We start from the raw sequence: 13,657 nt of genomic DNA, 5'->3' as shown, positions 1-13,657 counted from the left end.
GGACTTTTGTTTCGCGTTTGAATGGGCCACCTGTCAACGACCAGTTCTTGCGGTGACGTTCTATAAATTGATCCGAGCAGCATCAGGGGCCGCCGGTTTAACTATTCGCTTTGCGCCACAAACGCTCTCTTGCGGAGTCCAGGACCGTAAGGCGCATTATGCGCCGGAAAAGGAGTGCAAAGCGATGACCAAGCCCGTGATTGGTGTTAACGCAGACTATCGTTCGGCCAAAGGAGACACGCCGGCTTATTCCTGTCTGGCTGCCGGCTATTTCGATGCCATTATCAAGGCGGGGGGCCTGCCCATTATTCTTCCCCCCTATCAAACAGAAGCCGATGTTGAGCAAATTCTCGATCATCTCGATGGCGTGTTGTTTGTCGGCGGTGCCGACCTCGACCCACGCCGCGATGGCTGGATGCTTCATCCCACGGTCCGGTTGCAAGATCCCCGTCGCGAAGCCTTTGACCGATGTATGATGCGCAAGGTGGCTGACCGTCGTCTGCCCGTCTTCGGCATCGGTGCGGGCATGCAGTTGCTCAACGTCTCGCAGGGTGGCAATCTCATGTTGCACATCCCCGAGGATCGTCCCGCGGCCTTGCCACACAAAGACCCCTTGGACCCCGCCCATCGCCACACGTTGGAACTCGTGCCCGGCACGATCATGGAACGCGTCTACGGCGACGGCGAACTCCGCGTCAACAGTATGCACCACATGGCGGTTGATGAAGTCGCCCCCGGCTTCAAAGTTTCGGCCTGCTGCCCCGATGGCATCGTCGAAGCGATCGAGAGCACGATGAGCGATTGGTTCGCGATGGGAACTCAATTCCATCCCGAAGCCGAAACCGCTTCAGCGCTGGACGTGCGTATCTTTGAAGAATTCTTGATGGGTGTCTCAGAATTCCAAGGCGCTATGCGACTCGTCGCGTAGTCCTGCGAGAAACTTTTCCCCGGTTGCGCTCAAGCGAACCGCGGGGCTCGTCTCGTAGGACGCGAGTTAACGACCCAGGACCTGACACGGGATAGGGATGCCCGTGTCAGGTCTTTTTGTTTGGCTTAGCGAAAAATTTAACCGTTGGCGTTAGCCTACGTATAGTTGCATTCGTCGCCTAAGAATACTGTCAAGCGATGCTAGTCGATTATCGCTGCGCACGGCGCCCACAGCTCACGGAAGCTGGGTCGTGCCTAAGACTTTCAGAAACTCCCGCATCCACGCGCCGTTGGCAGGCCAAGCGGGGGAAGTGACGAGGTTGCCATCGACGCATACGCTGTCGAATTTTTCGCTTGGTGGATCCCACTGAGCTCCGCCGCGTTCGACGTCGGGCTGCAGGCTGGGATAAGCTTGTAGCTTGCGGCCTTTCAGCACGCCGGCCGTGTTGAGGATCATCGGGCCGTGGCAGGTAGCGGCGACTGGCTTGTTGGCCGAGAAGAAGTGCTGGACGACGGACTGCACCCGCTTGTCGAGCTGCAAGTACTCAGGCGAACGCCCGCCGGGGATCACGAGCGCATCGTACTTGCTCGCCTCCACATGGTCCCAGTCGATGGTGATCGGAAAGTTGTGGCCCCGTTTTTCGCTGTACGTGCCGTGACCTTCAAAGTCGTGAATGGCCGTGGCCACTTTGTCGCCGGCTTTCTTGTCGGGGCAAGCGACGTCGACCGTGTGGCCCATCATTTCGAGGATTTGCAGCGGGACCATCGCTTCGTAGTCTTCGACGAAATCGCCGACCAGCATCAGGATGAGTTTGCCGCTCATTGAGGGACCTCTTCCGCTAAAGGATCTTCGTAGAGCATGCTGGGCATGCGTTGGATTTGGCCCGCGCGATTGATGCAGGCCAGCGTGCTTTCCGCTTCGGCGAGCAGCATGTCGTCGCGATAGACTTTGTAGCTGTGGTCGATGCGAGCCGCGGTGGCGCGTTCGACGGTGGTGACGATCCGGAGCGTGTCGCCGAATTTGGCGGGCAGCAAGAACCGGCAACCGATCTTATGCACGACCAGCAGGTAGCCGTCGCGCTCCAAGTCGGCGTAGTGGTGCCCCGCTGCTTTGAGCATCTGCACGCGGGCGAGCTCGAAGTATTGGAAGTAGTTGGCATGGTGAACGATGCCTTGTCCGTCGGTTTCGTAGTAACGGACTTCAATTTCGATTGAGTGTTGCTTCATGGCGGAGGGGGTTGGAGACGGTCAACGGGGCGGGATTTTGTATCGTAGCGAACTCAACCAACGAGCGGGACCCATCTTAAGCAGATCGTTGCATTTGGTCGGTGAGAATCCTATACTACGCCTTGATTTACGCACTCTGATAGCGTTTTTTCTGGAGGCCATTCGATGAGTACAGGCGAAAATTCGGGGATCGGTTTCTCGACCATGCGGGGCCGCGACTATCCTTCGATCCGCCAATTTACGGTCTTCCTGGAAAACCGCGTCGGCCAGCTGTTGGAAGTCGTGCGGCGATTTGAAGGAAGCAACGTCCGTATCGTGGCGCTGACGATCTCCGATTCGGCCGAATGCGCGGTCGTGCGGTTCCTGTTGAGCGACCCCGAGCAAGGCCGCGAGGTGCTGGAACGCGCCGGCTTGGCGATTGTGGAATCCGATCTCATCGGCGTGGAACTTCCCGACAGCCCCCAGCCGTTGTTGCAGGTCTGCACGGCGCTCTTGCAGGCCGAGATCAACATCTCGCAGGTCTATCCGCTGCTCGCGCGGCCGAACGATCGCCCCGCGGTGGCTTTGATGGTCGACAATAACGAGTTCGCGCTCGAGACCTTGGCGGCCAAGGGATTCAAGACCGTCAACGAAGATGATCTCAAAGACAGTGATTAGGGGAGGTGAGTAGGTGAGTCAGTGAGTATGTCTTGAACCTAAAACCTACTCACTTACGCACATACTCACTCTGAACGCGAAATCGGAACACAGTAAGAATCTTTAGGCGTACGAAAAAGCTCAAACTCATGCCCATTCAAGTTACTTGCCCCGGCTGTCTCACTAAGTTTTCGGTTGGCGATCAACATGCCGGCAAGTCGGGCGCTTGTCCCAAGTGCAAGGGGCCGATTCAGATTCCAGCGAAGACCGATGAGGTCGTTATCCACACTCCCGAAATGGAAGCGGGAGCCAAGGACGCCAAGGGGCGTAACGTCCTCAAGCCGATCAAACGCAAAGAAACCAAGTTCAACACGAACATTTTTCTGATCGTTGCCGGCGGCGCGTTGTTGGCGATCATCGTGTCGTGGCTCGTCGGTCGGCAATTTGCGACCGAAGGTGTGCCCTCTTGGTTCCTGGCCATGGGAGCGGTGTTGCTTGGCCCGCCGTTGGCCTATGCCGCCTATTCTTTTCTTCGCGATGACGAACTCGGCGTTTATGCCGGGACCGATGTGGTGGTTCGCTCGCTCGCATGTGGGTTGGTTTATGCCTTGATGTGGGGCGTATATGTTTACGTGGGTTGGAATGTCTTCGGCGACGATGCGTTCAAAGCGGGCCTGGAAATGATCCAGATCGGCATTCTGATCGCCATCGTGGCGGGGATTGGCACGTTCGCGGCGTTTGTGTCGTTTGACCTCGATCCCATCACGGCGTTCTTTCACTTTGCTCTCTACTTTCTGATCACGGTGGGCCTGCGGTTTGTCATGGGGCTCCCTTTCCTGCCGGGGATGAACTGAACCCGTGAGCAACCTCCGCGAGATTCCTGAGATCGCCGCACTGCGGAATGGGCAGGGATTGGTCAGAATTCCGCCGGAGTTGGACGTGCCGCTCACGCATCGCGTGAAGCAGTTGATCGACACGCCCGAGTTCCGCCGCTTGAGCCAGATCAGCCAATTGGGCCTCGTCGGCCTGGTTTATCCCGCGGCGAATCACACGCGGTTCGAGCATTCGCTGGGCGTGTATCGGATGGCGCTGTTGTTCCTCGACCGCTTGGCCGAGGATCAGCGATTTGCTGCGGTCGTGACACCACGGGATGCCGAGCGATTTCTCGTGGCAGCCCTGTTGCACGATCTGGGACACTGGCCGTTCTGCCATCCGATTGAAAACATGTCGCTGCCGCGCGTGCCGAGTCACGAGCTCTTCGCCAACAGCTTCCTGCTGGAAGGCGAAATCGCCGATGCGCTCCGCGATGAATGGGACATTCAGCCTCGGGAGATTGTAGAAGTACTTTCCGGCAAACCCAAGGACCGCTGCAACCGCATCCTGCGGAGTTTGCTCTCCGGGCCGATCGATGTTGACAAGCTCGATTACCTCGTGCGCGACAGCCTCCACGCGGGGGTGCCTTATGGTCGGAATTTCGATCAGCCGCGGTTGATTCAAAGTTTGTGCCTCAACGAAATGGGCGACGGCTTGGCGATCACCGACAAAGGCAAAACCGCCGCCGAGATGATGGTCTTTGCCCGCTATGTGATGTTCAGCGAAGTCTACTGGCATCACGCCGTACGGGCCGCGACTGCCATGCTGCAACGGGCCTTTTCGATGTTGCACCAATCGCTCGACATCGACCCGCTGTTTCGGCTGACCGAACGGCCGATGATCGACGCGCTCATGGCAGCGGCGGGCGATGGCCCCGCCCGCGATTTGCTTGATGGGTTGTTCGGACCAACACGCCGTTTGTACAAACGGGTCACGCAGTACAGTTTGTTTCAGGAACCCCAGCTGTATCAAAAGCTCGCCCGCAAACCTTATCCGTGGCTGGTGCGGTGTGCGGAAAACTTTGCGGGGCTCGCCAGCACGGCGTTATCGCGCATTGTGGCCAGTCATGAGATTCTCTTCGATGCACCTCCTGTGAAGCTTGAGGTTGAGTTCCAAATCGACGTCCATTTTCCCAAGGAAAATTGCTACCGCCGACTGGGGGATATTTCGCCGGTTGTCCGCACACTCGCCCGCGAGCAGTTCGACGATTACGTCAAACGGGTGCGTGTGTTCGCCCATCCGCGAGTCGCCGAGGACTTGCGCTCCTTGCCGCGCCTGCCCGAGCTCATCGCCGAAGCGGCGGAGCTGACGGGGTAGGGGGAGTTCTGAGTTTAGGCGTAGGCCGGAAACAAGCTCCGCGCAGTTCCGGCATGGCATTGCGTGTTCTAATTCTACGAATTCATCAGCTTTGCCAGGTTGGCGAGGTTTGCTTGGTTTGCGTGCCTCTTAAATGTTGCCAAGCAGGGGGAAGGACTGTGGACAATGGACTGTAGACTGTGGAGTTTGTCTATCGTCTTACAGTCCACGGCCCTGGCAACTTTGTCATCTTGTTCAACTTTTGCAACTTTGTCATGCCTCGCGATGAATAAGTTCGACGGAACTCACGTCATTCTGAGAGAGCCTCGGTCCGCCGGAGGCGAAAGAATCTCGTTTCCACATTCACACGGTTTGTAGGCGTACTCCTCTCGCCGTCTTGCTCGGCTCACAATGACGAATACGTCCATGATCTTACGAACTCCCCCCGCCCACGCGGGAGGCTCGCCAAGCAGAAGCGAACATAGCACATCCGCGGGGCCATTTCCTTCCTAAAATTTGGCCACCTCATTACGTCATTCCCGCGCAGGCGGGAATCTACAATTCTTCATGCAGAGACGCTGAGTGCACGGAGGAAACGAGCGTTGAGAAAATTGCTGGCCACAAAAAACACGAAGTGGCACAAAAAGAATTGTTGACAAGGGAAGTCTGCTGCGGGGGATGTGGAGGGGGGAACCACGAAATAGGCGAAAGACACGAAAGAGAGAAACGACGAAGGGGAGAAATGCAGCCGTGGGTGGCACGGGGTGGCCCGTGTGGATTTCAGTAGTAGGAGACGGGGCTTTTCGTGGTGAAGTTTAGGATGGCGTTGGGAGAAGTTATTGCTTTGGGAAATTGAAGGTTCGATAAGGCTGCAAGGTGGAGGGTAGGCGAGACACTGGCGGGTTAGGGGAAGTCGCGTGTACAAGATAGGATTGAAATTGATTGCTGAAAGCCATATTTCATCGTAGCCTAGAGCAACGCCCTAGAAATGAAATCGATTTTGTATCGTTGGCAGAAAGCCATCTTCAGCCGTGGCAAAGTTTTTCATGATGACTATGTCCTTCGGCCAAACAGATGATATGGCTTGTGTCCTGGGGCGTTGTCCCATGCTACGGTATGATATGCCGTTGGCCATGAGGCCATGAATTAATCCAGTCGCATGAAATGAAGGAATAGCGAGCGATGGTACACCCACAGTTCACTGATCGAAACAACCCTGATTGGAGAGAAGATTTAGAGTTATTCGAATACGCACGCGAAGCCATGAACGAGGGACGTACTTCCCAGGCCATCGAACTATTTCAAAAGAGCATTCTCATAGAGCCGCATTATAAGCCACTATTCTTGCTTGGCGAGTGTCTTGTTAAGAAAGGCCGTTTCAAAGAAGCAGTCGTTGCTTATGCAGCTGCGACAACATTAAATCGATCTGGGATTGCGCCGGCGCATTTAGCTGAGGTTTGGTTTGAACTTGGCAAACTTGATCGTGCGCAAGAAATGATTCACTTGGCTCTGGAACGACAGTCGCATTACAAAAGAGCTCAAGCATTTAGAGTTAAAATCGAAGAGGCTTACTCGGCACGTGGGCCGCTTTATTCTGATGGCCAAGATGAAGATGAATAGAAAGAAAATGATCATACCGCGTGGTTAGCCTAATTCGCTCCGGTCGCTCACGTTCACGGCTCGCCTTCCTTCACCAACTAGCTGATCTTTTTTACTCTTTCGTTCTCGCCATGCGGCACCACTCGAAGAGCGTGGCTTCGGTCCTGGTAAGTAATGCCCCCAGAGGCTTCTTGCGTTTTGGCGCCATTTCCTGATTGATGGGGTGTCTCGACTCCGTTCGATGCACGCCGTTTGCCAGTCTACAATCGCCTTGGTGTCAGGCACAGACTTGAGCTACACGAATGAGCCGCAAGGCGCTAGCCGCGGGTTCTGGGATTTCACGATTGTGGCGGCGTCGAAAAACCCCACGCTAGCGCGTTTGGGCTCATTTTTGTCGTTTTTCGTGTTTTTTGTGGCCAAGTGTTAAAGACTGGAATTCCCGCCATCGCGGGTATGACGGGACGGTTGAATCGTGTGGTTGCCGTACTGGGCGCATACGCGGGTCAGTGCAGGGTGGGGGAAGCCAGATTCCTCGGTCGCCTAGGCTCCCTCGGAATGACCGTAGTAGCGGCTCAGCCACAGCATCCGAGGTCGGAGACCTCAGCCACAGCTAGGCTAAGCCGCGAGCGGCTTGCTGAGGCGTGGGGCAGCGCGTGCCGCGAATTTGGGCGAGATGGCAAAATTGCTGCCACTTGGCCTAGTCCACCGCGAACCTGGAAATCGTGGGCAGTGCCTAGTTTTTCAGAGGGAAGAGGTTTCCCTTGCGGTTGCGACAGGTGGGCCTGATGGCTGGCACGCCAGTTGCTTAATTGCCGACTGTCCTTTGAATATGCAGTGGGCTGATGCCCACCGCTCGCCTGCCTTGGTGTTAGGGAGTCTTTCACCGTGATCCGAGAAGCTGCTAACCTGTCGTTGCCGTTGTCTGGTGTGGTAGGGAATCCCCAGGCACGGGCTAATTATTCTCCTGCCAAGGGCCGCGGAGCGATCGCTTCACTGGTGGCCCCCATCACGCCGCAGGAAAGCGTCGAAGCCGAAATCTCGCGGCTGACGTGGGCCGTCATCGACGGCATCGCCTCGAGCGCCGATCGTGAACGGCTCTCGGAATTGGTGAGCGTTCAGCACGAATTTCGTCGTGTTTAGATGAGTGCCGTGAAGACACTGCTGGGCAGTTTGCTTTGAATCCGCCGCGGCGGGCCAGCAGTGGCACCCTTGAGAACTCGCGCGCTAAGCCGCAAGCGGCATAGGTCCGATTAAAACGGCTGGCTGATAAACTGGAGAGTTTGCGAAGCGTTTGCCGATAAGGTATTTCAGACAGCGGCTCATGTCGCTGTTTGACTCGCAGTGGACGCGTGTCTGAGGTACTCCCCCGCGAGTGACTGGCAGCCGAAGCCAGTCGCCGTTAACCCACCGATTCGGACCGACGTTTCCCCCACAGCGTCGTGCATGCGTCCTCATGATTGCCAATTCCCACTATTTGCTTTTCTCCGAAGCAAGTTGCACATCGAGTGGCCAAACGTGGCGGTTTGTGCTGCAGAACGTCGAAACCAGCCGGCGAATGGTTGTCGCCGATGAAGAAAACGTCACCTGTGGCGAACGCTTGGAACTGCTCGCCGTGGTGCGAGGATTGGAAGCCCTGGATGGTCCAGCGCAGGTTACGCTCGTCACTAAGAGTCGCTACGTGAGTCGTGGCATCCGCAGTGGCCTGACCGAGTGGCGAGCGAATGATTGGCAATGGGAACGATTCGGCCGGATCGTTCCCGTGAAAGATCATGATCTGTGGCAACGCGTGGATCGCGCGTTGTTGTTCCATAAAGTCGTCTGCCAGGCTTGGCAATTTGAAGAAGCCGCGACAGAAGAGCCACTGTCGTGTGTCGACCCTCAAACGCACGTGCTTGAGGCGGCAGAGGCTCGTTGTCACGAGCTGACGCCGAACTCTTGTGAATTGACTGCCACGTCTTCCGAAGCTGCGGAAACAGCTGCGATCCCCCCCATCAAACGGCGGGTCAGACCCCCACAACGTGTCAGAAGGCGTCGCGTTCAACGAGAGCAGCGCCCGAATTCGCTCGGTCGCGTGGCGGCCTCGTTGGTGAGCAAAGCGACCAATTTCGGCGAATCCTTGCGTGCCATTGGTGCCGCGATGCCGGGTTTAACACAGGGAGCCGCATAATTCCCACTTCTCGGAAAGAAATTCAAGGTGTTGGCACGGTAAATGAAACAAGGGTTTGACGGAATATGCCGAATTTCGTCAGGTGACTAGGTAATTTAGGCGGCACAGTGAAGTAATTTCAGGTAAAACAGAACCCAGATTAGCAATCCAGAAAAGGATGTCCGCGGTGCGAACTCAAGTTGATCTCGGTGCCATTGCACCGGTTGTCCACGGCTATCACCACAACCCGTTTGAAGTGTTGGGACCGCACGAAATTGTCGATGGCGGTCGACGGGCTCTGGCGATCCGGGCTTATCTTCCTGAGTCGCAGCAAGTGTGGCTGGTCGATCAGCAGCACGGCATTTCTCAGCCGATGCGGCGGATCCACCCGGCGGGATTGTTCGAGGCGATCTGCAATCCGGAGGTGTACGACCGTGAGCTCGGTCACACTTATCAGTTTTGCAGTGTGAACCAGGCGGGCGAACAAACGACGATGCACGATCCTTACTCATTCCCACCGCTGCTGACCGATTACGATCTCCACTTGCTGGGCGAAGGCCGCCACTGGGATGCCTACCGCCGGCTTGGTGCCCATGAACGCGAAATTCATGGCATCAAGGGGATTAACTTTGCCGTGTGGGCTCCCAATGCCGAGAGCGTCAGCGTGATCGGTGATTTCAACGGCTGGGATCGTCGCAAGCACGCGATGCGCAAACACATGCCCGGCGGGATTTGGGAATTGTTCATTCCCGACATGACCGTGGGGACGCTGTATAAATTCTCTGTGAAAGCCCGTGGCGGGAATGTCGTTGAGAAGTGCGATCCCTATGGCTTCGCCGCGGAAGTTCCGCCCCGCACCGCCAACATCGTGGCCGACATCGATTCGTATCAGTGGAACGACTTCCACTGGATGAGCGAACGGGAAAGTCGCAATGGGCTGAATGCGCCGATCTCGATCTACGAAGTTCATTTGGGAAGTTGGAACCGCAACCACGATGGTGGTTGCCCCTGGATGAATTATCGCGAGCTGGCTCACCGTTTGGCCGCTTACTGCGAAAAGATGAGCTTCACGCACATTGAGCTAATGCCGATCAGCGAGCATCCCTTCACCGGAAGCTGGGGATATCAAACGGTTGGTTATTTCGCGGCGACCAGCCGTTACGGTTCGCCTCAGGATTTCCAGTACTTCGTCGATTATCTGCATCAGCACAACATTGGCGTGTTGATCGACTGGGTCCCCGCGCACTTCCCCAAAGACAGCCACGGTCTCGACTTTTTCGATGGCACGGCGTTGTACGAACATGCTGACCCACGCCAGGGTGAACATCCCGACTGGGGCACGAAGATTTTCAATTACGGCCGCAATGAGGTCCGTAATTTCCTCACCTCGAACGCGTTGTTCTGGCTCGATAAGTATCACATTGACGGTCTGCGGGTCGATGCCGTGGCGTCGATGCTGTATCTCGACTACAGCCGCAACGAGGGCGAGTGGATCCCCAACCAATATGGCGGGCGCGAGAATCTTGAAGCGGTTCATTTCCTTAAGGAATTCAACGAACAGGTTCACCTCCAATATCCCGGCGTGCTGACCGTGGCCGAGGAATCGACCGCATTTGGTGGCGTGTCGCGGCCGACTTACTTGGGTGGGCTTGGCTTCAGCATGAAGTGGAACATGGGGTGGATGAACGACACCCTGCGTTACATGCGGCATGAACCGATCCACCGCGGCTATCATCACGATGAACTGACGTTTTCGTTGATCTATGCCTTCACCGAGAATTTCGTGCTACCGTTCTCGCACGACGAAGTGGTACACGGCAAGGGCTCGATGCTCGATCAGATGCCCGGCGACATGTGGCAACGCTTCGCGAATTTGCGGCTGCTGTATGGTTATCAGTGGACGCACCCCGGCAAAAAGCTCACGTTCATGGGTGGCGATATCGCCCAGTGGAAAGAGTGGAATTACGAAGACGATTTGCAATGGGACTTATTGCAATGGGAGAGCCACGAAGGCATTCAGCGATTGATGGCCGATTTGAATCGACTCTACACGACCGAGCCTGCGCTGCATCAGCATGACTTTGAAAGCAGCGGCTTCGAATGGGTCGATTGCCACAACCACAACGATAGCGTGCTGGTCTATCTCCGCCGCGCAACGAATCCGAATGATTACGTGCTCGTGGCCTGCAACTTTACGCCCGTCGTCCGCAGCAATTACCGGATCGGTGTGCCCGAAGGGGGCTGGTATCAAGAAATCTTGAATACCGACTCGCAGTACTACGCGGGAAGCAACGTGGGCAATTATCCAGGCCTTGCCGCAGAAAACAGCGAAAGCCACGGACGTCCTTATTCGCTGGTGATGACCTTGCCACCATTATCGGTGGTTGTGTTCAAGCCCCAGCGATAGGGAGAGCTTATTGCTCTGAATCCGACTGTGTGTACATGCGGCTGAGGAATGTGTCGAGCTTTTCCATATCAAGCCCGGCACGATCCATGAGCTCGGCGATGAGTTGGCGTTGTTGGTATTGCCAACGTGCCCCCATCATCACACGGCCGCCGTACCAGCTGTTGGCTTCCTTGAGGAACAAGGCTTTGAGTTCCTCGGGTGTCGACTCGCGGCGGTCGACGCGGAAAATGTAGGCATTGGTCTGATCGTAATTCAGCAGCGCGGCCACTTCATCGTCTTTGAGCTCGAACGCCTTGGTCATGAAATCTGGGCCAACGGCGGAGAGCGGCGGGGCATCGCCCAAGCGGGCGCCACGTTGCATTTCCGCCGGGGTCGTGCCGAACGAGAGCCAGCTAAAGAGATCGGTCGTGGTCACTTCATAGGGCTTGCCGATGAAGAATGTACTGAGCGTATCTCCCTTTTTCTGAGCCTCGGCGGCAAATTCTTCGGCTTTCTTCAGTGCGAGCTGGGAGGCTTCGCGGAGCTTCCAGGCTTGCAGGACTTCGTCTTTGATGTCGTCGAAGGCGGGAATCTTTTCGGGAACGTCTTCCACTTTCGTAACGAGAAACAAGTTGCCATCAAGATCGGTGGCCAACATCGGTTCATAAAGCTGCAGATCATCGAAGGCGGCTTGGATGACCAACTCACTTTGTGTTTGGACATCGATCGCCTTGCCCACGAAGGTGTCGGCAAGCTCCCGTTGCGTGAGCAGCACGGTTTCTTCGGAAGTTAAGCCGGTTTCCTTGGCACGTTCCTTGAGATTGGTTAATGCCGCCGATGGAGCGGGAATTTCCTTCTTTTCCGAGCGAGCCGTCACGACCGCGAAGCCGTAGGGGTTGTACTCGGTTTGGAGCTCGCCGTAGATGCGGTCCATCACCTTTTTCAGTTCGACGACAGCTTTGTCGGTGGCGAGCTTATTGCGAATCGAATCGCGCACTTCGTCGAGCGGAATGTATTCAGTTTTGTCTTCGTCGGCATCTTCTTCAGCAGCTTCTTCCGCTGCTGCGGCATCGGTTTCTTCGAGCGATTCGGTCGCTTCTTCGACGGCCTCTTCTGCGGCCACGGTTTCTTCGGCATCGACGATTTCTTCAGCGGCTTCTTCGACTTCTGCCTCGTCGGCTGCTTCCGAAGCTTCCTCGGCCTCTTCATTCAGCTGGAATGCCGCGAGCTGGAATGTTTTACTGCGCTCGACGCTGCTGGAATCCTCATCAGCCGGTGCGGCGGGAGGGGTTGATTTTTCCGCGGGAGGAGTCGTTTCTTCAGCAGGAGTTTCCTCGGTCGTGGTCTCTTCCGTCGTGGTTTCTTCAGTGTCGGCCGTTTCGGTGACGTCGCCCTCGGGAGTTTCAACGGTCGCGGATTCTTCGGTTTCGACCGTTTCTTCGGCCGGCTTGGTATCGAATAAGCCCTCGTCAAACGATGGGGTTGCGCCGTCGGTCTTCACGAACTGCGTGCGCTTGTTGCGCTCGTAGTAGTCGGCGATTTCATCGGCAGTGATCGTGTCGCGATACTTTTCGCTCCAAGCGTTCACATCGCCGAGCAGATAGTTGAGCTTAACTTTCCGCATTTCCTTAAAGCCGGGATCGGCCGAGGGGAGAATGGCCCCTAAAACTTGGTGGGGAGGATGCGATTCGTTGTTCTTAAACTCTTCATAAAAAGCGCGTAGTTCGGCTTCGCTCGGATCGGGGACATCTTTCACGAAGTCCGAGACGGGGATCGTGGCTGCTTCCACGGCGATGCGGTCGTTGATGCGTTTCCAATCCTGCCAGCGTTGCTCGGGCAGGTTGTCTGGCAACACGGGCAGCCGCTCGGCGAGTTCGGGACGGGTGTAAGAACTGAAACTGCCGAAATAGGTGTTTCCTAGCAAGAGCTCACGCAAGCCGGCGAACAGTTGATCTTCCAGGCCGCGTACATTGCCGCCGCCGCGAATGCCTTGCATGAGCATCTTCATTTCTTCATCGCTCACCCGGCGGAAACTGGTTTCCTTGAGAAAATGGTTAATGACATCATCGCTGATACTCATCCCCGCTTTTTTCGCCTGATCGGCGAGAACGCGGGTCGTGACGACCCCGACTTGTACATCGCGGGGGCTGGAATTGGGGGAAAGCACGAAATCGGGAACCGAGGGAAGCATCGGAGTGCCCCCTTGTTCGATGAGCCGCCGGGCCCCTTCCATCCGCAATCGATCGAGGAACTGACTGACGAAGTACCTCCGTTGGGTGAGGACATCGAGCTCCATGGAGGTCAATTTGCCGCCATCCCAGCTAGCAACCACTTCTTTGGGGTCGGGTCCGCCGCCCCCTTGGCCAATCATCGCGGTAATTTGGTCGCCAATGACGAACACAAACATAGCAACTACCACCGCGGCGGCCATAAATGCCTTCTGGTGCTTGCGAAAATAGCGAAAAGGGTGAGCCATCGAACGTCCTGAGCCAAGGTTGCCAGGTCCGGGCCACTTGACAGCCCGACCGGTGCAGAAGTAATGATTGACGACAGAATGCTTAGTTAAA

The 13,657-nt window shown here is 56.2% G+C and carries 11 protein-coding genes; 8 read left to right on the top strand and 3 right to left on the bottom strand.

Features of this window, described 5'->3' with window-relative positions; translation table 11 throughout:
• Positions 1–184 precede the first annotated feature (184 nt).
• On the top strand, positions 185–928 hold the full coding sequence (locus SH678x_RS13690; protein ID WP_496919019.1) for a gamma-glutamyl-gamma-aminobutyrate hydrolase family protein: 744 nt from the start codon (positions 185–187) through the stop codon (positions 926–928).
• A 234-nt stretch (positions 929–1,162) separates the two neighbouring features.
• Here the strand turns inward: SH678x_RS13690 and SH678x_RS13685 are convergent, their stop codons facing one another.
• Together SH678x_RS13685 and SH678x_RS13680 are read right to left on the bottom strand one after the other, a co-directional pair.
• On the bottom strand, positions 1,163–1,750 hold the full coding sequence (locus SH678x_RS13685; protein WP_496919018.1) for a DJ-1/PfpI family protein: 588 nt from the start codon (positions 1,748–1,750) through the stop codon (positions 1,163–1,165).
• Entirely contained in the window at positions 1,747–2,154 is a 408-nt protein-coding gene (locus SH678x_RS13680) for an acyl-CoA thioesterase (protein WP_496919017.1), read from the bottom strand. The genes SH678x_RS13685 and SH678x_RS13680 overlap by 4 nt, the downstream gene beginning before the upstream one ends.
• A 165-nt stretch (positions 2,155–2,319) precedes the next feature.
• On the opposite strand from SH678x_RS13680, the gene SH678x_RS13675 reads away from it, so the two are divergent.
• From SH678x_RS13675 to glgB, 7 genes are all read left to right on the top strand, one after another.
• Positions 2,320–2,811 (top strand): ACT domain-containing protein, encoded by a 492-nt coding sequence (locus tag SH678x_RS13675; protein WP_496919016.1) that lies wholly within the window; start codon positions 2,320–2,322, stop codon positions 2,809–2,811.
• A 128-nt stretch (positions 2,812–2,939) separates the two neighbouring features.
• Entirely contained in the window at positions 2,940–3,644 is a 705-nt protein-coding gene (locus SH678x_RS13670) for a hypothetical protein (RefSeq protein WP_496919015.1), read from the top strand.
• A 4-nt stretch (positions 3,645–3,648) separates the two neighbouring features.
• Positions 3,649–4,980: an HD domain-containing protein gene (locus SH678x_RS13665; protein ID WP_496919014.1), complete on the top strand. Its 1,332-nt coding sequence runs from the start codon at positions 3,649–3,651 to the stop codon at positions 4,978–4,980.
• Positions 4,981–6,141: 1,161 nt separating this feature from the next.
• A complete protein-coding gene (locus SH678x_RS13660; protein ID WP_496919013.1) occupies positions 6,142–6,579 on the top strand; it encodes a tetratricopeptide repeat protein in 438 nt (145 codons plus the stop codon).
• An 864-nt stretch (positions 6,580–7,443) separates the two neighbouring features.
• Positions 7,444–7,698 carry a hypothetical protein gene (locus tag SH678x_RS13655; RefSeq protein ID WP_496919012.1) on the top strand — a complete coding sequence of 85 codons (255 nt, stop codon included), beginning with the start codon at positions 7,444–7,446 and terminating at the stop codon, positions 7,696–7,698.
• 313 nt (positions 7,699–8,011) lie between these two features.
• Positions 8,012–8,725: an RNase H family protein gene (locus SH678x_RS13650; protein WP_496919011.1), complete on the top strand. Its 714-nt coding sequence runs from the start codon at positions 8,012–8,014 to the stop codon at positions 8,723–8,725.
• Positions 8,726–8,891: 166 nt separating this feature from the next.
• Positions 8,892–11,111: a 1,4-alpha-glucan branching protein GlgB gene (glgB, locus tag SH678x_RS13645; protein ID WP_496919010.1), complete on the top strand. Its 2,220-nt coding sequence runs from the start codon at positions 8,892–8,894 to the stop codon at positions 11,109–11,111.
• 7 nt (positions 11,112–11,118) lie between these two features.
• Here glgB and SH678x_RS13640 read toward each other — a convergent pair whose 3' ends face one another.
• Positions 11,119–13,566, bottom strand: a complete 2,448-nt coding sequence (locus SH678x_RS13640) for a hypothetical protein (RefSeq protein ID WP_496919009.1) — start codon at positions 13,564–13,566, stop codon at positions 11,119–11,121.
• Positions 13,567–13,657: the final 91 nt, after the last annotated feature.

This window comes from Bythopirellula superficialaquae, assembly GCF_059632245.1.
This window is presented reverse-complemented; position numbering and strand designations above follow the sequence as displayed.

What these genes read in the sequence shown, in the direction of transcription:
- SH678x_RS13650 (WP_496919011.1), top strand. Translation starts at nt 8,012, where the DNA reads ATGATTGCCAATTCCCACTATTTGCTTTTCTCCGAAGCAAGTTGCACA.
- SH678x_RS13670 (WP_496919015.1), top strand. Translation starts at nt 2,940, where the DNA reads ATGCCCATTCAAGTTACTTGCCCCGGCTGTCTCACTAAGTTTTCGGTT.
- SH678x_RS13675 (WP_496919016.1), top strand. Translation starts at nt 2,320, where the DNA reads ATGAGTACAGGCGAAAATTCGGGGATCGGTTTCTCGACCATGCGGGGC.
- SH678x_RS13680 (WP_496919017.1), bottom strand. Translation starts at nt 2,154, where the DNA reads ATGAAGCAACACTCAATCGAAATTGAAGTCCGTTACTACGAAACCGAC.
- SH678x_RS13685 (WP_496919018.1), bottom strand. Translation starts at nt 1,750, where the DNA reads ATGAGCGGCAAACTCATCCTGATGCTGGTCGGCGATTTCGTCGAAGAC.
- SH678x_RS13640 (WP_496919009.1), bottom strand. Translation starts at nt 13,566, where the DNA reads ATGGCTCACCCTTTTCGCTATTTTCGCAAGCACCAGAAGGCATTTATG.
- SH678x_RS13690 (WP_496919019.1), top strand. Translation starts at nt 185, where the DNA reads ATGACCAAGCCCGTGATTGGTGTTAACGCAGACTATCGTTCGGCCAAA.
- SH678x_RS13660 (WP_496919013.1), top strand. Translation starts at nt 6,142, where the DNA reads ATGGTACACCCACAGTTCACTGATCGAAACAACCCTGATTGGAGAGAA.